At 39.1% G+C, this 24210-nt stretch carries 28 protein-coding genes and 1 tRNA gene; 19 read left to right on the top strand and 10 right to left on the bottom strand.

All coding sequences use genetic code 11. From position 1 onward, the window contains the following. The first annotated feature begins 47 nt into the window (after positions 1–47). Positions 48–1073, top strand: a complete 1026-nt coding sequence (locus KHA95_RS14390; RefSeq protein WP_213138219.1) for an STAS domain-containing protein — start codon at positions 48–50, stop codon at positions 1071–1073. A 136-nt stretch (positions 1074–1209) separates the two neighbouring features. On the opposite strand, the gene KHA95_RS14385 is transcribed toward KHA95_RS14390, so the two are convergent. After that, complete coding sequence (locus tag KHA95_RS14385; RefSeq protein WP_249316933.1) at positions 1210–2055, bottom strand: endonuclease I family protein; 846 nt, start codon at positions 2053–2055, stop codon at positions 1210–1212. Positions 2056–2238: 183 nt separating this feature from the next. Between KHA95_RS14385 and KHA95_RS14380 the strand changes: the two genes are divergently transcribed. The 6 genes from KHA95_RS14380 (at position 2239) to KHA95_RS14355 (ending at position 9068) form a co-directional block, all read left to right on the top strand. Next, positions 2239–3636 carry an anthranilate synthase component I family protein gene (locus KHA95_RS14380; protein ID WP_213138218.1) on the top strand — a complete coding sequence of 466 codons (1398 nt, stop codon included), beginning with the start codon at positions 2239–2241 and terminating at the stop codon, positions 3634–3636. After that, positions 3633–4214, top strand: coding sequence for an anthranilate synthase component II (locus KHA95_RS14375; protein ID WP_213138217.1), 582 nt, complete (start codon positions 3633–3635; stop codon positions 4212–4214). The genes KHA95_RS14380 and KHA95_RS14375 overlap by 4 nt, the downstream gene beginning before the upstream one ends. A gap of 1 nt (position 4215) precedes the next feature. Beyond that, on the top strand, positions 4216–5106 hold the full coding sequence (gene pabC / locus KHA95_RS14370; RefSeq protein ID WP_213138216.1) for an aminodeoxychorismate lyase: 891 nt from the start codon (positions 4216–4218) through the stop codon (positions 5104–5106). Then, positions 5072–5914: a glucose PTS transporter transcription antiterminator GlcT gene (gene glcT, locus KHA95_RS14365; RefSeq protein ID WP_283248171.1), complete on the top strand. Its 843-nt coding sequence runs from the start codon at positions 5072–5074 to the stop codon at positions 5912–5914. Before pabC ends, glcT begins: the two co-directional genes overlap by 35 nt. A 163-nt stretch (positions 5915–6077) precedes the next feature. After that, complete coding sequence (ptsG, locus tag KHA95_RS14360; protein ID WP_213138214.1) at positions 6078–8099, top strand: glucose-specific PTS transporter subunit IIBC; 2022 nt, start codon at positions 6078–6080, stop codon at positions 8097–8099. Positions 8100–8321: 222 nt separating this feature from the next. Beyond that, positions 8322–9068, top strand: a complete 747-nt coding sequence (locus KHA95_RS14355) for a GTP pyrophosphokinase (protein WP_249316979.1) — start codon at positions 8322–8324, stop codon at positions 9066–9068. 26 nt (positions 9069–9094) lie between these two features. Here KHA95_RS14355 and KHA95_RS14350 read toward each other — a convergent pair whose 3' ends face one another. The 4 genes from KHA95_RS14350 to KHA95_RS14335 are packed head-to-tail and all read right to left on the bottom strand — an operon-like array spanning position 9095 to position 11552. Continuing rightward, positions 9095–9688, bottom strand: coding sequence for an ABC-2 transporter permease (locus KHA95_RS14350; protein ID WP_213138213.1), 594 nt, complete (start codon positions 9686–9688; stop codon positions 9095–9097). A gap of 12 nt (positions 9689–9700) precedes the next feature. Further along, positions 9701–10327 carry an ABC-2 transporter permease gene (locus KHA95_RS14345; protein WP_213138212.1) on the bottom strand — a complete coding sequence of 209 codons (627 nt, stop codon included), beginning with the start codon at positions 10325–10327 and terminating at the stop codon, positions 9701–9703. After that, positions 10324–11175 carry an ABC transporter ATP-binding protein gene (locus KHA95_RS14340; RefSeq protein WP_213138211.1) on the bottom strand — a complete coding sequence of 284 codons (852 nt, stop codon included), beginning with the start codon at positions 11173–11175 and terminating at the stop codon, positions 10324–10326. The genes KHA95_RS14345 and KHA95_RS14340 overlap by 4 nt, the downstream gene beginning before the upstream one ends. Positions 11176–11180: 5 nt before the next feature. Continuing rightward, on the bottom strand, positions 11181–11552 hold the full coding sequence (locus KHA95_RS14335) for a GntR family transcriptional regulator (RefSeq protein ID WP_213138210.1): 372 nt from the start codon (positions 11550–11552) through the stop codon (positions 11181–11183). A gap of 147 nt (positions 11553–11699) precedes the next feature. On the opposite strand from KHA95_RS14335, the gene KHA95_RS14330 reads away from it, so the two are divergent. Then, positions 11700–13130: an aldehyde dehydrogenase family protein gene (locus KHA95_RS14330; protein WP_213138209.1), complete on the top strand. Its 1431-nt coding sequence runs from the start codon at positions 11700–11702 to the stop codon at positions 13128–13130. Positions 13131–13183: 53 nt separating this feature from the next. Here the strand turns inward: KHA95_RS14330 and KHA95_RS14325 are convergent, their stop codons facing one another. Further along, on the bottom strand, positions 13184–13330 hold the full coding sequence (locus tag KHA95_RS14325; protein ID WP_213138208.1) for a hypothetical protein: 147 nt from the start codon (positions 13328–13330) through the stop codon (positions 13184–13186). A 144-nt stretch (positions 13331–13474) separates the two neighbouring features. Beyond that, complete coding sequence (locus KHA95_RS14320; protein ID WP_213138207.1) at positions 13475–13618, bottom strand: hypothetical protein; 144 nt, start codon at positions 13616–13618, stop codon at positions 13475–13477. A gap of 267 nt (positions 13619–13885) precedes the next feature. Between KHA95_RS14320 and KHA95_RS14315 the strand changes: the two genes are divergently transcribed. Next, positions 13886–13958: transfer RNA gene (locus KHA95_RS14315), tRNA-Arg, on the top strand. Positions 13959–14046: 88 nt separating this feature from the next. Here the strand turns inward: KHA95_RS14315 and KHA95_RS14310 are convergent. The 3 genes from KHA95_RS14310 to sspL all read right to left on the bottom strand — a co-directional run bounded on the left by KHA95_RS14310 (position 14047) and on the right by sspL (position 15293). Continuing rightward, complete coding sequence (locus tag KHA95_RS14310; RefSeq protein ID WP_213138206.1) at positions 14047–14679, bottom strand: cupin domain-containing protein; 633 nt, start codon at positions 14677–14679, stop codon at positions 14047–14049. Between the two features lie 96 nt (positions 14680–14775). After that, the gene (locus KHA95_RS14305; protein WP_213138205.1) at positions 14776–15057 is read right to left on the bottom strand and encodes a hypothetical protein; all 282 of its coding nucleotides are present in this window, start codon (positions 15055–15057) and stop codon (positions 14776–14778) included. Between the two features lie 80 nt (positions 15058–15137). Further along, positions 15138–15293, bottom strand: a complete 156-nt coding sequence (sspL, locus tag KHA95_RS14300) for a small, acid-soluble spore protein L (RefSeq protein ID WP_213138204.1) — start codon at positions 15291–15293, stop codon at positions 15138–15140. Positions 15294–15500: 207 nt separating this feature from the next. Here sspL and KHA95_RS14295 point away from each other — a divergent pair, with 207 nt between their 5' ends. The 10 genes from KHA95_RS14295 (at position 15501) to KHA95_RS14250 (ending at position 24199) form a co-directional block, all read left to right on the top strand. Continuing rightward, positions 15501–15665 carry a hypothetical protein gene (locus KHA95_RS14295; protein ID WP_213138203.1) on the top strand — a complete coding sequence of 55 codons (165 nt, stop codon included), beginning with the start codon at positions 15501–15503 and terminating at the stop codon, positions 15663–15665. A gap of 1082 nt (positions 15666–16747) precedes the next feature. After that, complete coding sequence (locus KHA95_RS14290) at positions 16748–17833, top strand: hypothetical protein (RefSeq protein WP_213138202.1); 1086 nt, start codon at positions 16748–16750, stop codon at positions 17831–17833. Further along, positions 17820–19994: a molybdopterin oxidoreductase family protein gene (locus KHA95_RS14285; RefSeq protein WP_213138201.1), complete on the top strand. Its 2175-nt coding sequence runs from the start codon at positions 17820–17822 to the stop codon at positions 19992–19994. Before KHA95_RS14290 ends, KHA95_RS14285 begins: the two co-directional genes overlap by 14 nt. Beyond that, complete coding sequence (locus KHA95_RS14280) at positions 19991–20554, top strand: 4Fe-4S dicluster domain-containing protein (protein ID WP_213138200.1); 564 nt, start codon at positions 19991–19993, stop codon at positions 20552–20554. The genes KHA95_RS14285 and KHA95_RS14280 overlap by 4 nt, the downstream gene beginning before the upstream one ends. A 12-nt stretch (positions 20555–20566) precedes the next feature. Beyond that, positions 20567–21088, top strand: a complete 522-nt coding sequence (locus tag KHA95_RS14275; RefSeq protein WP_213138199.1) for a Rieske 2Fe-2S domain-containing protein — start codon at positions 20567–20569, stop codon at positions 21086–21088. Further along, complete coding sequence (locus tag KHA95_RS14270; RefSeq protein ID WP_213138198.1) at positions 21078–21284, top strand: hypothetical protein; 207 nt, start codon at positions 21078–21080, stop codon at positions 21282–21284. The genes KHA95_RS14275 and KHA95_RS14270 overlap by 11 nt, the downstream gene beginning before the upstream one ends. Continuing rightward, positions 21277–21588, top strand: coding sequence for a hypothetical protein (locus KHA95_RS14265; RefSeq protein WP_213138197.1), 312 nt, complete (start codon positions 21277–21279; stop codon positions 21586–21588). Before KHA95_RS14270 ends, KHA95_RS14265 begins: the two co-directional genes overlap by 8 nt. Then, positions 21575–21847 (top strand): hypothetical protein, encoded by a 273-nt coding sequence (locus tag KHA95_RS14260; RefSeq protein ID WP_349305483.1) that lies wholly within the window; start codon positions 21575–21577, stop codon positions 21845–21847. Before KHA95_RS14265 ends, KHA95_RS14260 begins: the two co-directional genes overlap by 14 nt. A gap of 182 nt (positions 21848–22029) precedes the next feature. Beyond that, positions 22030–23538: an MFS transporter gene (locus KHA95_RS14255; RefSeq protein WP_213138196.1), complete on the top strand. Its 1509-nt coding sequence runs from the start codon at positions 22030–22032 to the stop codon at positions 23536–23538. 13 nt (positions 23539–23551) lie between these two features. Further along, on the top strand, positions 23552–24199 hold the full coding sequence (locus KHA95_RS14250) for a sensor histidine kinase (protein WP_213138195.1): 648 nt from the start codon (positions 23552–23554) through the stop codon (positions 24197–24199). Positions 24200–24210: the final 11 nt, after the last annotated feature.

Genomic DNA, 24210 nt, shown 5'->3' with positions numbered 1-24210 from the left:
GAATATAACTACGGTAAAATAAATAAAAACATTGCGGAGGAAAAAAGGTGGAAAAAGTAGATCAATTAGTGAAGTCCGTGAATGGTGTCGAGTTTGATTGGGATGTTAACAGAGGAATTATGAAATACGAAGGTGAAGAAGCTTTACTGTTCTGGATCGGCTCTTCCTTCAAAACCTTTTTCGATACAATTGAAGAAATTGTCGGTGACAAAAATGCCCGGATCGTCATGGAGACGACTGGTTATCGGACAGGTCAAATAGTTAGTGATTTTTTCACAAAAAAAATCATAAGTACAGAGCAAGTACTTCAGCAGCTGCCGAAAATTTTCAAAAGTTCTGGATGGGGATGTTTTACCATTGTTTCATATTCAGAAATAGAACGTGTGGCAACGATCACGTTGAAAGATGATTGGGAACTTAAAATAAACAAGCACCAAGAGAAAAAACAGCCTGGTTGTTTTCTAGCTGCCCATTGGGCCGGGATTTTTTCAAAGTTGTTCGGTGAAAATATGTGCTACGAAATAACGAAACATCCTTTTTGGGGAGATGACGATACAGAACTAAAGTTATTTCCAACGAAAGTTTCTCCAGTAGGTGACATAAAAGACATATTGCGAAGAAAAGAAGAGGAAGAAATTACGACGCTTGAAGCAATGGTGGAAGACCGGACACGAGATCTTCAAAAGCTTGTCAAAGATTTATCTACCCCCATCATTCCTGTTCTTGAAAATATCGTTGTTGTGCCGATGATGGGGCGATATGATAAGGGAAGATCGGCGGAATTGATCGATAAAACATTGCAAGACGCAATGATATACCAAGCGAATATTGTTATTTTCGACGTAACAGGTATGAAAAAGCTAGATGATCATGCCATTTCATCACTTGAAAAGGTCACGAAGACAGTTTCTTTAATTGGCGCGACACCTATTATTGTTGGCATTTCTCCGAATGTCAGTATGCAGCTTATATCGAGTGGTGTCTATTTAACTGATTTAAAATGTTTTGCAACATTAAAGCATGCCGTTCACTATGCATTAGCATTGGAAGGGATGCAAATTACACCTAAATAACCTCAGATAGAGCGATAAACAGCATTTGATTACTGTCTATGAAACTTTATTTTCATAGACTCCACCAACCGTCCACGACAAGATAAAAGCCGTTGAAGAAAATGAGTTTTTTCTTCAACGGCTTTATTTTATGAAGTTATGTTGGAAAATAAAGCCGGTCCATCAGTTCGGGAAAATCAATAAAAGGATTGCGATTCCCTTGGATTTGGAAAATGGCTTGATTTCGATGTTGTTCATAAATCGTTGGTGGAAATTGTTCATTCCAATCACGTAATAGTGAGAAGTTTATTTTTTTTCGATATGACTTTTTGATTGCGTTTGGATAGCGGAGAATGAAATAGAGCATGGCACGTGCAACTGTTCCTTTTCCATTTTCTGGTTCAAATAATTGTAATGATGCGAAGCCACAATGATTGCGAATTTTTTCATCTGGTGATTCAGGATGATAATCAGAAAAATCATGATAAGGGAAATTGGAGCGTGTGGCATTACATTTCGGTTCACAAGCAAATAGATGATGCAAATCTCCCTTCATCGGCTCCCGTCCGCCAAACCATGATTGAGGAACGATATGTTCAGCATTAAACTTTAAGTCAACCGGGACATCCCCTTCTGAAAGATCCAAATCTTCGTGCTTAGCATGCACTTTCGCGTCCAATCTCATTAAATCAGCAGGATCATTTTCTGCACCTGAATAAATATTTTTCACTGCTCCATTCGGATGCAAGTCAACCCAAGTGTATAGAAACTCATCCTTACTTATAAAATAAGGTAGTTTATTTCGATGGGTATGTGTAATGAGCTGATGTAATATAATAAACTTTTTTCGATTGCTAGACATATGGAGATTAATATGCCGATAGTATCGTATTTTATCTTTTTGATCCTTCTTTTTATCAAAATAGGAATGCTCATTTCTAGCTAATTTCTTTCGATTTACTTCTAGTGCCGTGAGCATTGGTTCAAGTCGTTCAGGTCTCATGTTCTCAGCTCCGTTACTGGATTCTACTATAAGTATAAACGGTACTAAATTAGTTGGAAATAAAAATAAGCGGAGCGATAATTGAAAATATGTAACGAAACAAAAATATGGTATGATTTGATCGAAGATAGCGGAACAATGTACGTTTAAAACCTTAGAAGAAAGATTGGAAGTGACGTTCAATTGAAACAAGAACGAATTGTATATAAGAAAATTCCATTTACGAAAGATCAATTTTTTCAAGCATACGTCAATCGTACTGCCAAGGAGGAGCAACATATTCTTCTTGAAAGCGGTCGAACTGGAAAATATAGCATCGCTGGGATAAAACCATTTGCCGTATTGAAAGGCAGCGAAAATAAAGTAGAAATTGATTGTCGCGGTGAGCGGACGGTTATTGAAGGAAATCCACTGCGAGTGATGGAACAGTGGTTGGGCCAGTATGAGTGCTCGAAAATAGCGGGTCTTCCCGATTTCCAGGGCGGAGCGATCGGCTATATTAGTTATGACTACGGACAATGCATCGAGAATTTACCGAATATCGCGCAAGATGATCTCAAGTTTCCGATTCTCTACTTTATCGTCTTTCAGGAATGGGCTGTTTTTGATCATGAGGAAGAATGTTTATGGATGATGGCTCTAAATGGAGAAGGGGTCGACACTCAATTGGAAGCGGCTGAAAAAGAGTGGAGTAAATTCGCATACGAAAATCCAACAAGCATTGTAACCACAACGAACAGTGACAGACAAGTTTCATTAACCGAAGAGGAATTCATTGATGCAGTAAAAAAAATCCAAGATTATATTTCGGCAGGAGATATTTTTCAAGTGAATTTGACTGTAAGGCAATCAGAGCCATTGGATATTCCACCGATCGAAGTGTACAAAGAGCTGCGGAGATTAAATCCGTCTCCATACATGGGCTATATGCATACACCAGATTTTCAAATCGTTTCCGGTTCGCCCGAGCTGCTTATTCGTAAAGATGGTAAGCTTGTAAGTACAAGACCGATTGGCGGAACAAGACCACGAGGAGTGAATGACGAGGAAGATATGCGCCTTGCCGAAGAATTGCTTGGAAATGAAAAAGAACAAGCGGAGCATATTATGCTCGTCGATATTGAACGAAATGACCTTGGGAAAGTATGTGAATATGGATCAGTAAACGTCGATCAGCTAATGACAATTGAAAAATATTCCCATGTCATGCATATCGTTTCCCATGTGAGCGGTGTGCTTGCAGAAGAAAAAAGTAACGCGGATTTAATTGATGCCGTCTTCCCTGGCGGAACAATTACAGGGGCACCAAAAGTAAGGACGCTAGAAATCATTGAAGAGCTGGAGCCAGTAAAACGCGGAGCATATACGGGATCACTTGGCTGGATTGGTTTCAATAAAGACTTGCATTTAAACGTCATTATTCGGACGATGCTCGTAAAAGACGGGCAATGTCATGTTCAGGCAGGCGCAGGGATCGTCATTGATTCCGATCCGAAAGCCGAGTATGAGGAATCATTGAAAAAGGCGCTCGCCCTTTGGAAGGCTAAGGAAACAGCAGAAAATCGGGGTGAAAATAAATGATTCTAATCATCGATCATTATGACTCTTTTACATACAATCTTGTTCAATACTTCGGGGAGCTTGGGGAAGAAGTAGTCGTCAAACGAAATGATGAGTTGACGATCGAAGAAATTAAGCATATGGCACCAAATTATATTGTTCTTTCATCGGGGCCACAAACAGCCCTTGAAGCGGGCATATCGCTCCAAGTGATCCATGAGTTTTCTGGGGAAATTCCGCTGCTTGGAATTAGTTTAAGCCATCAGATAATTGCCAAAGCATTTGGTGCCGAAATTGAAAAAGCGAAACAACCGCTTCTTGGGAAAACATCCGCTGTTTTTCATGATGATCATACGATCTATTCTGGGCTGAAAGATCCATTTCTAGCAACGCGCTATCATTCATTCGTCATTAAAAAAGAGAACGTACCAACTTGTTTAGAAGTAGCTGCGTGGACGGATGCGGGAGAAATTATGGGCATTCGCCATAAGGAATGGGCAGTTGAGGGCGTCCAGTTTCAGCCTGAATCAATTACGACAGAAGCTGGGAAACAAATATTGAAGAACTTCCTTCAGTATTATAGGCGGAGTGGATCATAAGATGTTCATCTATTTAAATGGCCAATTCATTGAACAGGAAAAAGCGACGATCTCTCCATTCGATCATGGATATTTGTATGGACTTGGCGTCTTTGAAACTTTTCGTACATACGGAGGGAACCCGTTTTTATTAGAAGAGCATGTGGAAAGATTAAATGAAGGGCTGGAACAATTGCATATTAAGCAACGGTTTCGGCCTGAAGAAGTACGTGCGATCGTTGTCGAATTATCACGAAAAAACAACTTAACTGATTCTTATATTCGTTTTAATGTTTCGGCGGGAATGGGTGAAATCGGTTTACAAACAGCCGATTATGAACAAGCAACAGTCATTATGTTTCAAAAGCCGCTGCCCACATTGGAAAATTTGCGAGAGAAAGAAGCAGTCATATTAAAACTTGCCCGTAACACACCGGAAACGACGATCCGTCTAAAATCACATCATTTTTTCAACAATGTAGCAGCAAAGCGGGAAGTCGGGCCAGATCAAAACAGAGAAGGAATTTTTCTAACGCAAGCTGGCTTTTTAGCTGAGGGGGTCACATCTAATCTTTTTTGGGTGAGGAATCATACCCTTTATACACCGTCATTAGAAACAGGGATATTAAACGGAATTACACGCCAATTTATATTGAAATTAGCCAACCAAGTTGGAATGGATGTAGAAGAAGGGTTATTTAACGTTACCGACTTACAAAAGGCTGATGAAATATTTTTCACGAATTCGATACAAGAAATCGTACCTGTAAGCCGACTAGATGAGCGGCAATATCCAGGTAAAATAGGCGATTATGTAATAAAATTGAATCAATTGTACAAAGAGGAAATTGAAGGAATATACTTAAGAGGTCAAAATGATGGAGAAATTTTTAGTCAAAAAAAGTTTAAATAACAATGTATTGATTGCTGCCGATGATGGAGAAAACGAAGTCGTACTTATTGGCCGCGGAATCGGCTTTGGAAAAAAAGCTGGTGACTCGATCGTTAAAGAAAAAGTTGAAAAACTATTCGTTTTAAAAGATCCGGAAGAGCAAAAACAATATAAAGAACTGCTTTTTGCTTTGGATGACGAGACATTGAAAGTGATTATCTCAGCGGTTGAGCATATCCGCATGCGAGTGGGAGCCGAGCTAAATGAACATATTCATGTTGCACTTACCGACCATTTAGCTTTTGCAGTTAGTCGAATGAAAAATGGGATTGGGATCAGCAACCCGTTTTTGCTTGAAACGAGAAGTTTATATCCGAAGGAATATGAGATTGCTTCTGAAGTGACAAAGATGATTAATGAACAGCTAGCAATATCTTTACCTGAAGGAGAAATCGGTTTCATCGCATTGCATATTCATAGTGCAATAGTGAATAAAAATGTTCGAAACCTCGCGCGGCATACCGATTTAATTGTAAATCTTGTTAAAATAATTGAAGAACAATTGGATATAAAAATAGATAAAAATAGCATCAACTATATGCGACTCATTCGCCATCTTCGTTTTACCATCGAGAGAGTAGTCAGAGGGGAAGAAGTGGCTGAACCAGAAAAAATTACGCAATTGTTGAAAACAGAATATCCGATATGCTATAATCTTGCTTGGAAGCTAATCAAAATAATGCAACAAGCTTTAAAGAAAGACGTTTACCAAGCAGAAGCGGTATATTTAACACTGCATCTGCAACGAATTCAAACGAAAATGAAATAATATATATCCATTTAACGTGTAACTGATTCGATCAGGCATGAGTGAAGAAGATTGAGGGAAGAGTGAAGTGTACACTCTTTTTCCGTCAGCTTCTTTCCTCATGCCTTTTTTTGTTGCTATATTTTGAGAAGAGAAAAATAATAGTTTTAAGGAGGATATTCAAATGTTTAAAAAAGCATTTGGTGTGTTACAAAAAGTTGGTCAAGCTCTAATGTTACCAGTCGCTTTACTTCCGGCTGCTGGATTATTACTTGGATTTGGTAATGCTGCCCAACAAGAAACGATGCTTCGCGCGCTACCATTCTTACATGCGGATTGGATTCAATTAACAGCATCGGTTATGGAGGACGCAGGTGGAATTATTTTTGGTAATTTGGCGCTTATTTTTGCGATCGGGGTAGCAATTGGTTTAGCGAAAGATGGTGCTGCTGGACTTGCTGCACTTGTTGGTTATTTAGTAATGAATCAAGTAATGAGCTCTTGGCTAGGTGTTTCATCGGAAATGATTGCTGATAACCCAGGTTACGGACTTGTTTTAGGGATTCCAACATTACAAACAGGTGTTTTCGGTGGGATCATTGTCGGGCTGATTGCAGCTTTTTGCTATAACAAATACCATGCAATTGAAATGCCATCTTTCCTCGGCTTTTTCGCTGGAAAACGATTTGTGCCGATTGCAACAGCTGGAATCTCTTTCATTGCAGGTTTATTATTATTAATCATTTGGCCGCCGATTCAAAGTGGCATGAATAGTGCATCACTTTGGTTAATTGAGGAAGGAACGTATATCGCTGTTTTCTTCTTCGGATTTATTAAACGTTTGCTCATTCCATTTGGATTGCACCATATTTTCCATGCTCCGTTTTGGTATGAGTTTGGATCTTACACGACAGCAAGTGGAGCGATTGTTCGTGGTGATATGACGATTTTCTTTGCTCAACTTAGAGATGGTGTAGACATTACAGCTGGTCATTTTATGGCCGGTGAATTCCCAATTATGATGTTTGGATTACCAGCGGCTGCACTTGCGATGTATCATGCTGCTCGTCCTGAACGGAAAAAGTTTGTAGCCGGATTAATGATTTCAGGTGCATTAACATCATTTTTAACAGGGATTACTGAACCACTTGAGTTCTCATTTTTGTTTTTGTCACCTGTCTTATTTTTTATTCACGCCTTCTTGGATGGATTGTCATTCGTTTTAATGACGTATTTAAACGTGAATATTGGCTATACGTTCTCAGGTGGGGCAATCGATTTCTTCTTATTTGGAATTCTGCCTGGAAGAGAACCTTGGTGGATAGCAATCTTACTTGGACTAGTATTTGCAGTTATTTATTATTTCCTATTCCGCTTCATGATTCATAAATTTAATTTAATCACACCAGGACGGGAAAAGATTGATGAAGAGGAAGCGGCTGATTCAGCTGCAGCAGGCAATGCAGACCTTGCCTTCAATATACTTGAAGCAATGGGTGGTCAAGAAAATATTGGAAATCTAGATGCGTGTATTACTCGCCTTCGTGTTTCAGTTAATGATATTAAAAATGTCGATAAAGATGAGTTGAAAAAATTAGGGGCAGCCGGTGTTCTTGAAGTTGGAAACAATATTCAAGCTATTTTTGGGCCACGTTCTGAAATCATTAAAGGTCAAATACATGATATTATGAGCGGAAAAAAACCAAGAGTAGAACAAGTTGTCCCAGCAACAGAAACAGCTTCTCTAAGCGAAGGAGAAGATGTGATTGCTGCACCGATGACAGGTGAAATATTACCAATCTCCGAAGTACCTGATGCTGTATTTTCTCAAAAAATGATGGGAGACGGTTTTGCGATTAAGCCTGAAGAAGGAATGGTTGTTTCACCAGTAGATGGAAAAATCATCAATGTATTCCCGACAAAACATGCAATAGGGATTATGTCTGACAACGGCCGCGAAGTTCTAATTCATGTCGGAATCGATACTGTCCAATTGCAAGGGGAAGGATTTGAAGTGTTCGTGTCGGAAGGCGATGAAGTGAAAGCAGGACAGCCACTATTAAGTGTGGATCTTGACTTCATCTCAGAAAAAGCAACGTCCATCATTACGCCAATTATTTTTACAAATTTGGCTGAAGGAGAAAATGTAGAGATTCAGACTGGTTCTGTAACAAGTGGAGAAGAAAATCGAATTTTTATTAAATGAAAAAAGGAGCCATGATGATGGCTCCTTTTTTTGAGTGTTAGTCATTATGATGACTAGTTGGTCAGAGTATCATGTTTAACGTCTAAAGGGTTCAATTGAGTGAGCGAAGATTCTTTATTATTTTTATATAATAATTCATCGGATCTTGACTTATAGTGACCAGTTAGTCATAATAAAAGTGTTGTAAACAATCCATGAAACTGAGGGATAAAGATGAAAGAAATGACGACATTTACACTGGAAAATATGAAAGAAATGAAAGTTGAACTCACTCGTTTTATGATGGCGTATAAATTTGCATTAGACGAAATGAATACAAAAATTAATATACTAAAAGAAGAATTCCATTATATTCATGAATACAGCCCAATTGAACATACATCTTCCCGTTTGAAATCACCAGAAAGTATTTTGAAAAAAGTAGCCCGTAAAAACATTGCTATGTCATTGCCAGCGATTAAAGAAAATATACACGACATTGCCGGCATTCGCATTACATGCGCTTTCCGATCTGATATTTATCGCTTAAGTGAAATGCTTTTACGGCAAAAAGACATTGAAGTCATAGAATTGAAAGATTATATTAAAAATCCGAAACCAAATGGATATCAAAGTTTGCATTTAATTGTGAAGGTACCTGTATTTATGTCAGATAGGGAAGAACAGGTACTTGTAGAAATACAAATTCGCACGATTGCTATGGATTTCTGGGCAAGCTTGGAACATAAAATTTATTATAAATATGACAAGGAAATTCCCGCACGTTTGACGATGGAACTGAAGGAAGCGGCAATGGCAGCAACTGAATTGGATCAAAAAATGGAGCGTCTCCATGAGGAAGTTAGTGAAATTAAGGCTGAGGATGATGATGAAGAGTTAACAACACTCTCGCTAGACCAACATACGTTTTCAGTCCCGCTTCGCTTATTGGAGGCAGTTAATTTAGATCGAGAACGAAACAAAAGATGAGCGAAATGAGCTCATCTTTTGTTTTTTTAAGGAAGATTTTTCTTAGCAAATGATGTAACGATAATCAAATAGGAAAGATACGATAATAATATGGCACTTGGGTATATAAGCCAAGAGGAAAAGGATGAAAAAAACATCGTTAGTCCTTCAGATATATCAAGAGTCACGAAGAGACTTATAAAAAAGACAAACAAAATCAATGCTAATGCATTCGCAAAATAATGGATAATGAAAAACAATGCAGCAATCGTTAGCGTAATAAAAAAGGTGAAAATCCATAATTTGAAATTGAAAAATTGTATGCCTTTTTCGATTAATAGAAACCAGATGGTCATAATAACAGTAGCAATTAGAAACCAAGGAATAAAGATTATATATTTTGCTGCGATGTAATCCTTTCTTGTTACTGGCAAACTAAGGATAAGCGGTTGAATTCCATCCTTTTTCTGCTTCGTAAATGATTCAAAACTAAGACCAAGCGCAATAAGAGAGATCCCTGAATAAAAAGGAGAAACATTAAAGATATGAGCGAAAAATGCTAGAACGATGACCGCTGGAATCATTGCTACATAAGCAAGGATTTTGGTGCTTTTTAGATCGGCTTTTATTAACTGAATCATATTCAACATCCTTTACAAATCTTTATTATTAAAGATTTTAATTGTCCCAAGGTATGATAAGCTTGCCATAAATAGACTGATAGCAATAGCGAGCAAAGTGAAAATTGGCACGGTGATCTCCAAGTCAGGTAAATTGGAAGCGAAAAATCGAATGCCAAAAACCGCAGCCATGACCAATACGATTGTACTTAATGCTGCTATTTGATAACTGAAGATGAAATAAAGCGGATAAAAAATAGAAACAGCCATGTATAGAGCAGAAATTGAGATGAGAAACATGTATCCGCTCGGTAAGTGAAAGCTCACTGGAGTTGCAATTGCTATGATTACAAAAATAACTGTGAAAAATAGAAAGCTGATTCCCCACCAAACGAGAGCCGCTACAAATTTGGCTTGAACGACGTTTATTCGTGTTACAGGAAGGCTTGCCATCAATCGCTTTTGTAATGTATCGCTCGATGTTACACCAAAATTGGAGTAGATAGAAAGCCAAATCGCAGAAAAGGTAATCGCAATAATGAAAAAGTATTCAGTTCCCAAAATAACAAGATTGAAAAACATGATCAGTAAAAAGAAAAGTGGAAAGAGATATGCCATCGGCTTTTGAATATATAAATCTTTCAGAATCAGCTGCCTCATTTGGAACTTCCTTTCACTGTGTAATACATAATGTCCTCCAAATTAGGTTGTAGAAAAACAAGTTGTTCCGTTTCAACGATATTACCTTTGACAAGCGCCTCAAATCCAACACTCGTTTGTTTTATGCCAATGAGATCATAATCATCCATCTGTTCAGCAAGCTCTTTAGGACCTTTGACAAGTTTGTAATCCTCTAAAATCTCGTCTGTTTCTTTACTAAAGATGATTTCTCCTTGATGAATAAAGGTAATATAATCGGCAATCTGTTCTAAATCGGTTGTAATATGGGTAGAAAAGAAAACGGATTTATGTTCAGTTTGAATAAAATCTTGTAATATATCGAGCAATTCTCGCCGGAAAACCGGATCAAGACCTGAAGTCGGCTCATCTAAAATAATTAAATCTGGATGATGCGATAAGGCAATTGCAATCGCAAATTTCATTTTCATCCCTTTCGATAAATGCTTCACTTTCTTTTTAAGTGGCAATCGGAATGATTCAATATACTGATAAAAAGCTTGATCATCCCAATTTTTATAAAATGGAGCGATGATCCGTTTGTTTTTTTCAAGCGTCAAATCTTCGTAAAAATGACTTTCATCATAAACAAAGCCAATCCTTTGTTTGATTTCCTTTGTATGTTCTTCGTGTGTCAAATTAAATAATTTGATTTCCCCTTGATCGACTTTCATTAGATCCATTAAACAGCGGATCAATGTACTTTTACCCGCGCCATTTGGTCCGATTAAACCCATAATATAACCTTCTTGAAAATCGAATGAAACCTGATTTAATTGAAAATCCTTTAACTTTTTCGATATGTTTTTTACTTCCATCATTTTTCCCAAAGCAATCACTCCTCATAAAGTAACGTTAACATTTGGATCAATTCGTCTAAGTCAATATTGTATGCCTTGCTACTCTCGATGACGTGTTGAAGTTGATCTTCAATAAATTTCATTTGCTTTTCTTTTAATAATTCCTGATTTTGCGTTGCAACGAACGAACCTTTCCCTGGAAATGTTTCAATAAACCCTTCGTTTTCCAACTCATCATAAGCTCTTTTCGTTGTGATCACGCTAATTTTCAATTCCTTGGCGAGCTTGCGAATCGAAGGAAGCGGAGATTTTTCTAGCAAATCCCCACGTAAAATTTGTTCTTTCAACTGTTCCTTGATCTGTTCATAAATCGGCCGCTCATCTTGATTGGAAATAATAATATTCATCTTGGCACCCTCAGCATATTATTTTATTGCGCAAACAACTGTTAATATACAATATAAACAGTATGAACGGTTTTGTCAAACACGATTGACGAATTCTTTTCTGAAGTTTGATATAGTGAAAATAAATCATTGCGAGGGGTGGAAAGGATGAAGGTCGGGCTTTATTTAGATGGAAAATATGTAAATACAGGAAAAACGTATGAACTGATGAACCCATATAATGCCGAAGTGATTGCTAAGATTGGAGAAGGAACGGCTAATGATATGGAGCAAGCAATTACTATTGCCCATCACGCTTTTCAACGCATGAAACGGATAACTTCATTGGAACGAGCGGACATTTTATTTAAAGCAGCCAAGCTATTACAGTCAAGGAAAGAGGAATTCTCAAAAATCATTACGGTTGAAGCTGGAAAACCGATTACTGCATCACGGGCCGAGGTCGATCGCTCTGTTCAAACATTGCAATTTTCCGGGGAAGAAGCGAAACGGAATAACGGTGAATACATTTCACTGGATGCGGCGGCTGGCGGGGCTGGACGTGATGCATATACGATTTTTCAACCGCTTGGTGTCATTGGGGCGATTACTCCTTTTAATTTTCCGTTAAATCTTGTTGTGCATAAAGTAGGCCCGGCAATTGCAGCAGGCAACACATTAGTCGTAAAACCGGCTGAAAAAACACCGCTATCCGCTTTAAAGCTTGCAGAGCTTTTTACAGAAGCGGGTCTGCCAAATGGAGCATTGAATGTCATCCCTGGTGATGGGCGAACGCTTGTGAAAGTGCTCTTAGAAGATGAACGGGTGCAAAAAATTTCCTTTACAGGCAGTCCGGCGGTTGGAAGGCAAATAAAAAATCAAGCAGGCTTGAAAAGAATGACATTAGAGCTTGGGAGCAATTCTGCTTTATATGTAGATGAGTCGATGAAAGACGAGCTAGACGTAGTTGTGGAAAAAGCAGTAAATGGTTCATTCGCTTATAATGGGCAAGTATGTATCCATACCCAACGAATTTACGTTCATCAAGCGATCGAGAGCAAATTTTTGGATGCTTTTATAAAAGAGGCGAAAAAACTTACGTTCGGAGATCCCTTCAATGAGGAAACTGTCATTACGGGAATGATTGATAGAATGTCCCAACAACGCGTTCTTGCTTGGATAAAGGAAGCGGTGGATGGCGGCGCAAATCTACTTTTTGGGGGAGAAGCACAAGGCACCGGCATTGCACCGACTGTTCTAACGAATGTGGCGGTTACTGAAAAAGTCGTGTGTGAAGAAGTGTTTGGACCTGTCGTTGTTATTAATCGAGTACAGTCAGGGGAAGAAGCGCTTGAACGTATGAACGATAGTCAGTATGGATTAAATGCCGGAGTGTTTACAAACAATTTAAAACAAGCCCTTTATTTTGCCCACGAGCTTGAAGTTGGTCAAGTCCTTGTTAATGATGTACCGACCCTTCGTTTTGACCATATGCCTTATGGCGGTATGAAAAATTCAGGATATGGACATGAGGGAGTGAAATATGCGATTCGAGAAATGACGAGGATGAAACTAATTAGTTTAAATTATCAACTGTAAACATAAAATCGCTGCGTTTGTTAGTGAACGCAGCGATTTTCCAATAAGTATCATTATGATTCATCATCGAAGTCCCCTAAACGGGCTTTGTCAACTCTTTTTGCATCATCGAAATCTAACGCCCCACTAATGAAGTAACAGAGAAATAGAGCAATGGACCCTAAAACAGCAAGTAGACAGAGTGTTACCCATAAATCCATAAATCATCCCTCCAAATTTTGTGGTCATTTCGAGAAGTATAATATAAGTATACCCGATTGCCATATTAATAAAAACAAAATTCTGATATTTTAGCAAAAAGAAAAATCTCCTGCAATTTTTAGCAGGAGATAGTAATCATTGTTTTATTTTTGATTGAAATCGTTTTGAGGCAATTCATCGATTGTACTAGCATCCTCAGAATTCATTGATTTTCCAATAATAAATAGTAGAAATGCACCTACTACTCCAAGTATACCCATAATTCCTAGAAATACTCCAAGTTCCATATAAAATTCCCTCCCACAAGTAATCATTTAGTAGCTGTATGTGAAAAAAGAAAGAGGATGTCTTTCTTTTCACGAATCATATATGTCTACCAATAATTATAGGGGAACTTTTACTGATAATCAAAGGAACTTTGTAATATAATCGCGGAGTTCAAATAATTGTGTCGGAATTATGGCTTTATTTTTAAGGGTTTTTAAATTTTTCTATGGGTCTTTTCATCTAAATGGACGTGATGTATAATAAAAAAATGTAATAAGTAATAACATGGCTCCGTAGCTCAGTGGATAGAGCGTCGGTTTCCTAAACCGTGCGTCGCAGGTTCAATTCCTGCCGGGGCCGTATCTTTAAAATGGGTGGTAGCAAGGGGCGTAATGAACTCTTGCTTTTTTTATTTAAATTAAATTCTATTCTTTTCGATATGTTCAGATCAGTATGACCAATACCTATGGTTGTAAGATGTTGGATATTGTCGAATATACTCTTGCTGTTGATTATACATGTTCATATATGGCATATTTCCTGTTTCCCTGTTGCAATTCTCGTATGGGCCTATATATGTGCTCGGCTTAACCGGTGCGATTGCTTTTTTCCATTCATTCTTATCGAGGCAGTAAGTATGTGCCATAATTTTTGCGGGAGTAAATTTTAAAATATCGGAGCCTAAAATGACTTCTGGAGTTGGTGCATTAAAAATAGCGAGAAGATGTGTGTGATCAGCAGTGGCAACCTCATAATGCCACCATCCTTGTGGAATGTTCGCTACTTGTCCTGGTGTAACTGAATAATTCTGGATTTGTTTTGTAAATGGATTCAGCAAGGAAATCGTGGCCGCTCCAGAAATACAATAAACGAGTTGGGCAGCATTTTGATGGTAATGGGGCTCTATCACATTATTCTTACTAAGGAAAATATCAAGAAGAGATGTATTTTCCAAAGAATTTAACTGCTGGATTCCTAATACATTGATATAGTTATTACTATCTTTTCTAAATAAAGGGCTTTTGTTTACGTCAAAGAAGTACTGAGTGGATGGAGAAGTGTAATCCATATAAGATACCATAATATTTTTCACCACTTCCATTTAAATGTATAGGCATTTTATGCATATAAAATGGATTGGTGATTATAGTCATATCTTTATAACTTGCAATGCCGATTAACTCTCACGTTTCTCCTTTCGAAACGCATACCAAGATGTTTTTAATGAAGAGTACAAACCGATGGCGGCGCCACTGTAAAATCCACCCATAATAATTCCTGCCCATATATTGTAACGATGGCTATAAAAAATTGAGATCGTATAACCAAAAATGGCAGCGATTGTAGGGAAGTAGTGGCGGGGGATCGGAAATAATTTGAAAAATTGAGTCATAATTACGATTAATGGAACAGCGATGACTCCGTCCCAAATACTTGTGTGAATAATCGGAAATTCCATCATGTCACCTCGGGAAAATTGTCGCTTTTATTATATCCATTAAATAAACAAAGCAATCGGCTAAATGCCGATTGCTTTGTTTATTTTGTATTTTTCTTTTTCGCGGCATTTTCCAGTTTACTTTTTGGTTCTTCAGCGAATTCAGTATCCCCATAGCCTTGGGGGGTTACACTCGGTGCAGCTTTTCCACGACTACCTGCTTGATGGCTTTTCCGAGTTTGTTTATCTTTTGCCATGTTTGTCACCCTTTTCGTTTTTATTCAACAAGTAGTGTTGCCTAAAGTACGAGATGTACTCATTTATTTTTACCTTTCCTACTGCGTTATCGATTGGGGGAAAATAGGAATTTGAAAACAGATTATTAATTAGGTAAATCAAATGGCTAGAAAGGAAAAAGCAGGGGAAGCTAACAATACAAATCTAAAAAAGGGAGAGTTAGCGAAATGGTTAAGCGTAAAGCTGCAAGAAATGCCGCTGAAAAACATGCAAAAACACCGAAACGAAACATCGAAGAAACCGAGTATACGGTTGAATTTTCCGATGGTGAGGATCCAATGAAATTTGCAAATCGCAACTCCAATTACGGAAGAAAAGGTAGAGGAAATTAGGTGAAAACATCCCAGTCTGAATTTTGACTGGGATGTTTTTTTATCCAGTTGATAAGGGAGTGTCTAAAGGACAATGCTCCCTGCTTTATTAGAAATCCGGTCGAAAAGGAAGTGTCTAAAGGACAATGCTCCCTTTTTTATTAGAAATCCGGTCGAAAAGGAAGTGTCTAAAGGACAATGCTCCCTGTTTTATTAGAAATCCGGTCGAAAAGGGAGTGTCTAAAGGACAATGCTTCCTTTTTTATTAGAGATCCGGTCGAAAAGGGAGCGTCTAATGGACATCGCTCCCTGTTTTATTAGAAATCCGGTCGAAAAGGGAGTGTCTAAAGGACAATGCTCCCTGCTTTATTAGAAATCCGGTCGAAAAGGGAGCGTCTAATGGACATCGCTCCCTGTTTTATTAGAAATCCGGTCGAAAAGGGAGTGTCTAATGGACATTACTCCCTGCTTTATTAGAAATCCGGTCGAAAAGGAAGCCTCTAAAGGACAATGCTCCCTACTTTATTAGAAATCCGGTCGAAAAGGGAGTGTCAAATGGGCAATGCTCCCTGCTTTATTAGAAATCCGGTCGAAAAGGGAGTGTCTAAAGGACAATGCTCCCCGCTTTATTAGAGATCCGGTCGAAAAGGGAGCGTCTAATGGACATCGCTCCCTGCTTTATTAGAGATCCGGTCGAAAAGGGAGTGTCAAATGGACATCGCTCCCTGTTTTATTAGAAATCCGGTCGAAAAGGAAGTGTCTAATGGACATCGCTCCCTGTTTTATTAGAAATCCGGTCGAATAGGGAGTGTCTAATGGACATTACTCCCTGCTTTATTAGAAATCCGGTCGAAAAGGGAGTGTCTAAAGGACAATGCTCCCTGCTTTACTAGAAATCCGGTCGAAAAGGAAGCGTCAAATGGACACCGCTCCCTGCTTTATTAGAAATCCGGTCGATAAGGCAGCGTCAAATCACTCGCCATCATGGCATTTTAAATAAAATCAGGGAATTCCTCCACCTAAATAGGGGGTTTCCCCGATATTGAATTTTAAGCTAGAGATTTACAATAAAAGTACATAGCAAGAAGAGGAGGAATCGAATTATGCAAGCAGACGTGGTTGCGGTCAATAAAAAAGAAAAACATTCGATCGATCGTGCTTTTGCATCAAAATATGCTAAATCGATGTTTTTTAGCGTTAGTGGTCTTGTTATTTTATCTTTTATTGGCACGAGAATGTTTACAAGTGTCGACTTGAATTTATACGGCTATATGGTTGGGACAATTGTATTTCTTGGTGGCTTTTTTTATCGCTTTATCGCTTGGGGAGAAAGACCGCCAACAAAAATCATTATTAAAAAAGGGTTGAAATTATTATTTCGCAAATCAACGCCAAAAACTTCGGTTGAACATTTAGCGACACATAAATTTATTTGGAACCGGGGATTGTATCGTTGGACTCAGCATTTTTTAATCGGTTGGGGATGTATTCTTTCCTGTTTGGTTACTTTTCCGCTCGTATTTGGTTGGATGTATTTTACGATGTCTGAAAATGGATATTACACAGTCGTCGGTATGGGAATCGATTTAATGACCGTAAAGGCGGATGGGATCATTTCTTTCTTTTTCTATAATGCATTAAATTTTTCTTCGATTTTCGTCATTACAGGTGTATGCATGGTCATGTATCGCCGTCTGAAGAACATGCAAGCACGGGCGGAGCAAACGATTATTTATGATTTTCTGCCGCTATATTTGCTGTTATTCGTGAGTATTACTGGGCTCGCACTCACGTTCATGAATGTTTTTCTTAACGGTTGGGGCCAGCCGACAATGTCACTTATCCATCAATATTCGGTTGTTGTTACGATGATTTATTTACCGTTTGGAAAACTAGCACATATTCCATTCCGTCCGATGAGTGTGTTTGCTAAAAATTATCGGGAGCATTATCAAGAAGTAGCCCCTTTTACATGTAAGGTGTGTGGAGATACATACGTTTCTACGGAGCAAGCAAAAGATGTTGTCAACGTGCTTGCGGTGAATGAGATTAGTTTTGAAAAAGAGGAAGGATTTCATTTAGCTGAAATGTGTCTCCCTTGTAAGAGAAAGTATCGGATCGCACAGTTTTCGGGAATTCCTACACATGAAATTAAGCACAAGGAGAAGAATCAACATGCAAAGGGATAAGTTTTTTCGAGAGATTGAGAATATTACACATCCGAATGAAAAGCTCATCAAAACACATTGTAGTTATTGCGGGATGCAATGTGGCATGAACTTACGCGTCAATACAGCTACAAATAAAATTATCGGCGTTGAGCCGCGTTATGATTGGCCTGTTACGGTTGGAAAAATGTGTCCGAAAGGGGTAACGGCCTACCAACAAACCAATCATAGGGATCGAATTTTAAAACCGCTTATTCGTGACGATGCTTCATTAAAAGGTACGAAAGAAGGTTTTCGTGAGGCAAGCTGGGATGAAGCATATGATTTGATTGCGAAGAAATTCAAGGAGCTGCAAGAAAATTACGGAAAAGATTCGCTATCTGTTTTTAGCGGCGTATCGATGACAAATGAAAAATGTTATTTGACTGGAAAATTTGCCCGAGTGGCGTTGCAAACACGTTACATCGATTATAATGGCCGCTTTTGCATGTCGAGTGCGGCGGGCGGATTCCTTCGATCTTTCGGGGTGGACCGAGGTTCAACATTGCCTTGGACAGATGTTCATGAGACGGATTGTCTGTTTATCGCGGGAAGCAATACAGCGGAATGTCATCCGACTTCGATGTTCCGAGTATGGAATGTTCAAGAAAGAGGCGGCTACATCATCGTCGTTGATCCGCGTGAAACACCTTTAGCTAGAAGAGCGGATGTTCACCTCGACTTAATGCCAGGGACGGACTTAGCGCTTGCAAATGGCATTCTACATCTATTAATTGAAAATGGGTACGCGGACGAGGAATTTATTAATAGTCATACGAATGGCTTTGATGAAACGAAGGCACTTGTGAAGGATTTTACTCCTGAATATACGAGCATGCTGACAGGTGTTGCCCAAGAAAAAATTATTCGTGCAGCTGAAATATATGGGAAAGCGCCAAATGCGGTCGTCATGTTCGCCCGCGGAATTGAACAGCAGCATAAAGGTGTTGATAATGTTTCCGCGTATACGAATATGGCACTAGTGACAGGAAAAATCGGTCGACCAAAATCTGGTGTCGCAACGCTTACAGGGCAAGGAAATGGCCAAGGCGGACGTGAACACGGTCAGAAATCGGATTTATTACCAGGATATCGAAAATTAACAAATCCAAAGCATGTTGAAGAAGTTGCCAAAGTATGGGGAATAAAACCAGAAGAAATGCCAAAGCCGGGTGTATCGGCTTTCGAGATGTTTGAATTAATGGAAGAAAAAACAATTCGTGGGTTGTACCTACTTTGCTCAAATCCCGCGGTTTCTGCTCCAGATTTAAATTTTGTCAGAAAGGCGATGAAAAACTTAGACTTTATGGTCTGTGCCGATTTTTACTTATCTGAATCAGCGGAATTTGCCGATGTCGTTTTGCCAAGTGTGACCTGGTCAGAAGACGAAGGGACAACAACCAATCTTGAAGGCCGGATTATTAAAATCAATAAGGCGCAAGAGCCGGTTGGGGAATCAAAACCCGATTGGCAAATCCAAGTCGAGCTTGCTGAGCGGCTTGGCAGAGGGAAATATTTTTCTCATCTGAAAACAGCCCGAGATGTTGCAGATGAATTCCGCCTCGCATCCAAAGGTGGAGATGCCGATTATTATGGGGCGACATGGGAGAAAATTGATGCACAAGATGGTGTCTTTTGGCCGTGTAAAGACGAGGATGATAAGGGAACTCCATATATGTTTCTTGATAAGAAATTCTATCATCCAGATGGCCGAGCGAAAATCTTTGCCCTTCCGTACCGTCCGCCGGCAGAAGAACCGTGTGAGAAGTATCCATTGCGCTTAACGACGGGAAGGGTTGTCTATCATTATTTATCCGGTAACCAAACGAGAAGAATTCCATTTTTAAAAGATATGTGTCCTGAACCTTATGTCGAGGTGCATCCGGAAACAGCAGCAGGATATGACATGAAGCATGATGAAGTTGTTCGTTTATATACGCGCAGGGGCGAAGGGAAATATAAAGTGAAAATTACAGAGGCGATTCGTCAGGATACGGTTTTTGTTCCTTATCATTTTGGGCATGATGAATCTATTAATCTATTAACTATTGCCGCGCTTGATCCAATTTCCAAAATGCCGGAGTTTAAAGCATGTGCAGCCCAGATGGAGAAAATAAAGGAAAAAGTAGGTGCACGAACATGACTGCAAGACGTCGACTGTACTTGGAACTAGAAAACTGTATTGGCTGCCGCTCTTGTTTAGCGGCATGTACACAATGTGGCGGACATGATGAACGAAATCGAAATTACGTATACGATGTGAACCCATTTGTGAATACACAAACGATGCCACTCATGTGTCTGCATTGTGTAGATCCAGCATGCGCGCGAAGCTGTCCAGCACAAGCGATTCAAATTCATGAAACAGGAGCCGTTTTATCCGCATTAGTGGAAAAATGCATCGGCTGTCAAAATTGTACAATCGCCTGCCCATACGGAATTCCGAAATTTGATACCGAGCAAAACTTAATGTATAAATGCGATCTTTGTATTGACCGGACAAAAGATAATATTCCGCCAATGTGTGCGAGTGTTTGCCCATCAAATACAATTCAATGGCTGACAGATGAAGAGATTGCTAACAAGCAAAAGCAATACAAGCTTGATAATAATAAATGGGTGACGAGCATGCCGCTTGAAGGGGAAACGAATGTGAAAATAAGTTTGCCAGGTATTTTACAAGGAATTGAAAAGCTGTTTTAGGAGGGATGCAAGTTGAAGGATAAAGTGAATAAACCTTTTGCCGAAGATAATTATACGCATAATATTCACAGAAATATGGAAAGAAAATTGGATCGGCGAGGATTTATGAAAACATTGGTCGGAGCGGCGGGGCTGTTCGCCGTCTCCTCCTTGCCGTGGGGTGCTGTTGCGGCGAAAGAGCTAATCGGACTTGGCAATAAGGAATATCCGCGTAAAAAAATCGTCGATGTGAAAAATCTTGCTGTTGGGGATGCAGTTGACTTTAAATATCCCGCTGACCACGATAGTGCTATTCTCATTCGTTTGAAAGAAAATAAGTATGTTGCTTATCAAAATGCGTGTACTCATTTGCGTTGCCCTGTTTTTTGGGAAAAAGAAAAAGGCAATATGATCTGTCCCTGTCATTTTGGTGTATTTGACGCTGAAACAGGCGTGCCAACAGCTGGCCCGCCAAGAAGGGCACTTCCAGAAATAGAAGTCGTCGTTGAGGGCGGGACCATTTATGCTGTAAGGGTGAAGCGCTATGAAACGTAAACATCAATTCTTTGCCGCATTATGCTTGATTTTATTTCTTAACATTATATTTACACAATATCTTGTTCATCAATATTACTACGAAAATTATGTCAATGTGCTTATCTTTTGTAGCTTAAATCTCGTTCTTTTTCCAATCTCCTTATTCATTTATAAAAGGGACCGCAAAAGTGAAGGAGTGAAAAAAGATGAATAGTGAAACATATATTGATTTTTGTTTTATCCGTAATAAAACCGGGCATTTCGCAGAAGAAATTCAGCAACTATTAAAGGAGCTTTTTAAAGGAATGCGCCTGCAATGGTATTTGGATGAAAAGGTGAAAGACGATCTTGAGATCATCGTCGCTGAAATTAAAGGGATGAGCAAATGGCAGTCAGAGCAAGAGGCAATCGACTATATCGAGGCAACTGCAAAAGAAGACTTTTGGATGTTTTTACAAGGCTATCAAATGTCTATCTATCCCCAAACGAAAGGCTGTGTTAGCTGTGGCACTCATTAATATGGCCGAATTACAGCCCTTTCTCCATACGAAAGTTGGTGTCACGATTTATGACGAAGAATGGGAAGACAAAACTCCGCCCATTCCTAAGAAGATTCAAAAGCTAGCAATTTGCCCTGATGGGACACATTTACGCATTTATTTTGATGAACATCGTTTTTTTGCCGTCCCACACACATCTAAAGTAACCGTCAGTGAACGCGAATGGATTGCATTCGATCAAATGGCAAATCTTCATTATGTCATACGAAAAGCGTAAGGCGCTCTGCCGGAGGGGTCAAAGATTGATCTTTGACCCGCTTTTGACCTCGAACCTCTAACGCTAGAAGCTACACATAAGAAATTGTAGCGATCAAAAAGTAAAAGTGTGATAGCAAATGGTCAATTTCCATTTTTAAAGCGTTCGTCTACATATAGACAAATAGAAAGAGTGTGAAATGTATGATTAAAAAGGTACAACTTCCATTACAAACATTAAACCTTACATTAGGCTTCATGGTTTGGGTGATTATTTCATCTTTGCTTCCATTTATTATTGAAGACATTACGATTCCAGCGAATCAATTAGCACTCGTAACCGCACTTCCGGTTGTCTTGGGCTCAATTCTTAGGATTCCGATTGGATATTATGCAAATGCGATTGGGGCAAGGACGATCTTTTTAATAAGCTTTATCGCCTTATTATTCCCTGTTTACTATATAAGTGTAGCAAATAGTTATATTGATTTATTAATCGGTGGGTTATTCCTTGGAATTGGTGGTGCTGTCTTCTCTGTCGGGGTAACATCATTGCCTAAATATTATCCGAAGGAAAAACATGGCTTTGTTAACGGCATTTATGGAGCCGGAAATTTAGGTACAGCAATTTCCGCATTTGGTGCTCCTTTTTTCGCCGCAAAAATAGGCTGGTCAGCAACAATCCAATTATACCTTGTCATTCTAGCAATCTTTATTATCGCCAACTTCTTTTTAGGAGATAAGAAAGAAGTAAAAATTAAAACACCGTTAATGCAGCAAATAAAAGCTGTCTACAAAAATGAAAAGTTATGGCTCGTCTGTTTATTTTATTTCATTACCTTTGGTTCATTTGTTGCATTTACAATTTATCTACCTAATTTTCTTGTCACGAATTTTGACTTAGATAAAGTAGATGCGGGAATGAGAACAGCTGGCTTTATCGTGATTGCAACAGCGATGAGAACGGTTGGAGGCTGGCTCGGTGATCGCTTTAATCCACTCGTTTTATTAATGATTGTTTTTGGAGGATATACCGTTTCAGCGGTTCTACTTTCATTTGCACCGTCGATTGCTTGGTATACGTTCGGCTGTTTAACGATTGCCTTTTGTGCAGGTACAGGCAATGGCGTTATTTTTAAACTCGTCCCGATGTATTTTCAGAAACAGGCGGGGATTGCAAACGGAATTGTATCAGCAATGGGGGGACTGGGCGGATTTTTCCCACCGATCATCTTAACATTATTATTTAATTTAACGGGTCATTACGCCATTGGCTTTATGGCATTATCACAAGTTTCATTGGCAAGCTTGATCTTAATTATTTGGATGTATTATCATGATAGAATAAGCTTCGCAAATCAAGTAATAAAAAACACGGTTGAAGGAATTATGATTACTGACAAAAATGGGGAAATTGTCTCCGTCAACGCCGCTTTTACGAATATTACAGGCTACCAAGAGCAAGAAGTTTTAGGAAAAAACCCGAATATATTGAAATCGGGTAAACAGAAGCAGCCGTTTTATCAAGCTTTATGGCAATCGATTGAACAAAAAGGCTTTTGGCAAGGGGAAATTTGGAATCGTCGAAAAGATGGCGAAATTTATTTAGGCTGGTTAACGATCAGTGCGATTAAAGATAATACAGGTGAAATCGTTCAATACGCAGGCATGTTCAGTGACATGACGGAAGAGCGGATGAAAAACAAAGCGTAAGGTGGGAAGACAGATGAGCGAACGACCAGATGAGCAAATGATTAAGGGGCATCTCATTCAAACACAAGAGGCAGAAATGAAGAGAATTGCATTTGAGCTTCATGAGAGCATTGGCCAGACACTTGCCAGTCTTTATTCAGGGATGCAAATCGTTGAGAAAAAAGTTGATGAACCTATGATGAAAGAGTATATAGGTGTAATGGTTGATCAACTTGAACAAATTGTTCAGGAAGTTCGCTCGCTATCAGTCGAATTGCATCCTCCTTCACTTACGAACTTTGGATTAGTTGCCGCATTAAAAAACTATTTGCAATTATACACATCGACGTATGGGATTGAAGTTGATTTCGAGAGTAGTGGAAGTGAAGTCGCATTATGTGAACGGAAAAGAGTTGCCCTTTTTCGAGTATGCCAAAAAGCTTTCACGAATATCGCGAAATATGCGGATACGTCAAGAGCATCCATAAGGCTCCATTGGGGTGAAGCAGTACTTTCCGTTACGATCCAAGATCGCGGACGTGGTTTTCATGTAAAGGAGACGGTAAAACATTCCGCCGGGCTCGCTTCGATGAAGGAACGAATTCATTTAGTCGGCGGGGAATGGGAAATAACATCCACAATCGGGGAAGGGACGTTTATAAAAATGTCTCTTCCTCTTTGACATAAGGGGGC

The organism is Bacillus sp. FJAT-50079, from assembly GCF_018343515.1.
Classification (GTDB): Bacteria; Bacillota; Bacilli; order Bacillales; family Bacillaceae_C; genus Lederbergia.
The sequence above is the reverse complement of the archived record's forward strand: the minus strand, read 5'-3'. Positions and strand labels throughout refer to the sequence as shown.

Excerpts from the sequence above, each read along its gene's own strand:
- KHA95_RS14385 (WP_249316933.1), bottom strand. The coding sequence starts at position 2,055 with ATGAGACCTGAACGACTTGAACCAATGCTCACGGCACTAGAAGTAAAT.
- KHA95_RS14375 (WP_213138217.1), top strand. The coding sequence starts at position 3,633 with ATGATTCTAATCATCGATCATTATGACTCTTTTACATACAATCTTGTT.
- pabC (WP_213138216.1), top strand. The coding sequence starts at position 4,216 with ATGTTCATCTATTTAAATGGCCAATTCATTGAACAGGAAAAAGCGACG.
- glcT (WP_283248171.1), top strand. The coding sequence starts at position 5,072 with ATGGAGAAATTTTTAGTCAAAAAAAGTTTAAATAACAATGTATTGATT.
- ptsG (WP_213138214.1), top strand. The coding sequence starts at position 6,078 with ATGTTTAAAAAAGCATTTGGTGTGTTACAAAAAGTTGGTCAAGCTCTA.
- KHA95_RS14355 (WP_249316979.1), top strand. The coding sequence starts at position 8,322 with ATGACGACATTTACACTGGAAAATATGAAAGAAATGAAAGTTGAACTC.
- KHA95_RS14350 (WP_213138213.1), bottom strand. The coding sequence starts at position 9,688 with ATGATTCAGTTAATAAAAGCCGATCTAAAAAGCACCAAAATCCTTGCT.
- KHA95_RS14345 (WP_213138212.1), bottom strand. The coding sequence starts at position 10,327 with ATGAGGCAGCTGATTCTGAAAGATTTATATATTCAAAAGCCGATGGCA.
- KHA95_RS14335 (WP_213138210.1), bottom strand. The coding sequence starts at position 11,552 with ATGAATATTATTATTTCCAATCAAGATGAGCGGCCGATTTATGAACAG.
- KHA95_RS14330 (WP_213138209.1), top strand. The coding sequence starts at position 11,700 with ATGAAGGTCGGGCTTTATTTAGATGGAAAATATGTAAATACAGGAAAA.
- KHA95_RS14325 (WP_213138208.1), bottom strand. The coding sequence starts at position 13,330 with ATGGATTTATGGGTAACACTCTGTCTACTTGCTGTTTTAGGGTCCATT.
- KHA95_RS14320 (WP_213138207.1), bottom strand. The coding sequence starts at position 13,618 with ATGGAACTTGGAGTATTTCTAGGAATTATGGGTATACTTGGAGTAGTA.
- KHA95_RS14310 (WP_213138206.1), bottom strand. The coding sequence starts at position 14,679 with ATGGTATCTTATATGGATTACACTTCTCCATCCACTCAGTACTTCTTT.
- KHA95_RS14305 (WP_213138205.1), bottom strand. The coding sequence starts at position 15,057 with ATGGAATTTCCGATTATTCACACAAGTATTTGGGACGGAGTCATCGCT.
- sspL (WP_213138204.1), bottom strand. The coding sequence starts at position 15,293 with ATGGCAAAAGATAAACAAACTCGGAAAAGCCATCAAGCAGGTAGTCGT.
- KHA95_RS14295 (WP_213138203.1), top strand. The coding sequence starts at position 15,501 with ATGGTTAAGCGTAAAGCTGCAAGAAATGCCGCTGAAAAACATGCAAAA.
- KHA95_RS14290 (WP_213138202.1), top strand. The coding sequence starts at position 16,748 with ATGCAAGCAGACGTGGTTGCGGTCAATAAAAAAGAAAAACATTCGATC.
- KHA95_RS14285 (WP_213138201.1), top strand. The coding sequence starts at position 17,820 with ATGCAAAGGGATAAGTTTTTTCGAGAGATTGAGAATATTACACATCCG.
- KHA95_RS14280 (WP_213138200.1), top strand. The coding sequence starts at position 19,991 with ATGACTGCAAGACGTCGACTGTACTTGGAACTAGAAAACTGTATTGGC.
- KHA95_RS14270 (WP_213138198.1), top strand. The coding sequence starts at position 21,078 with ATGAAACGTAAACATCAATTCTTTGCCGCATTATGCTTGATTTTATTT.
- KHA95_RS14265 (WP_213138197.1), top strand. The coding sequence starts at position 21,277 with ATGAATAGTGAAACATATATTGATTTTTGTTTTATCCGTAATAAAACC.
- KHA95_RS14255 (WP_213138196.1), top strand. The coding sequence starts at position 22,030 with ATGATTAAAAAGGTACAACTTCCATTACAAACATTAAACCTTACATTA.
- KHA95_RS14250 (WP_213138195.1), top strand. The coding sequence starts at position 23,552 with ATGAGCGAACGACCAGATGAGCAAATGATTAAGGGGCATCTCATTCAA.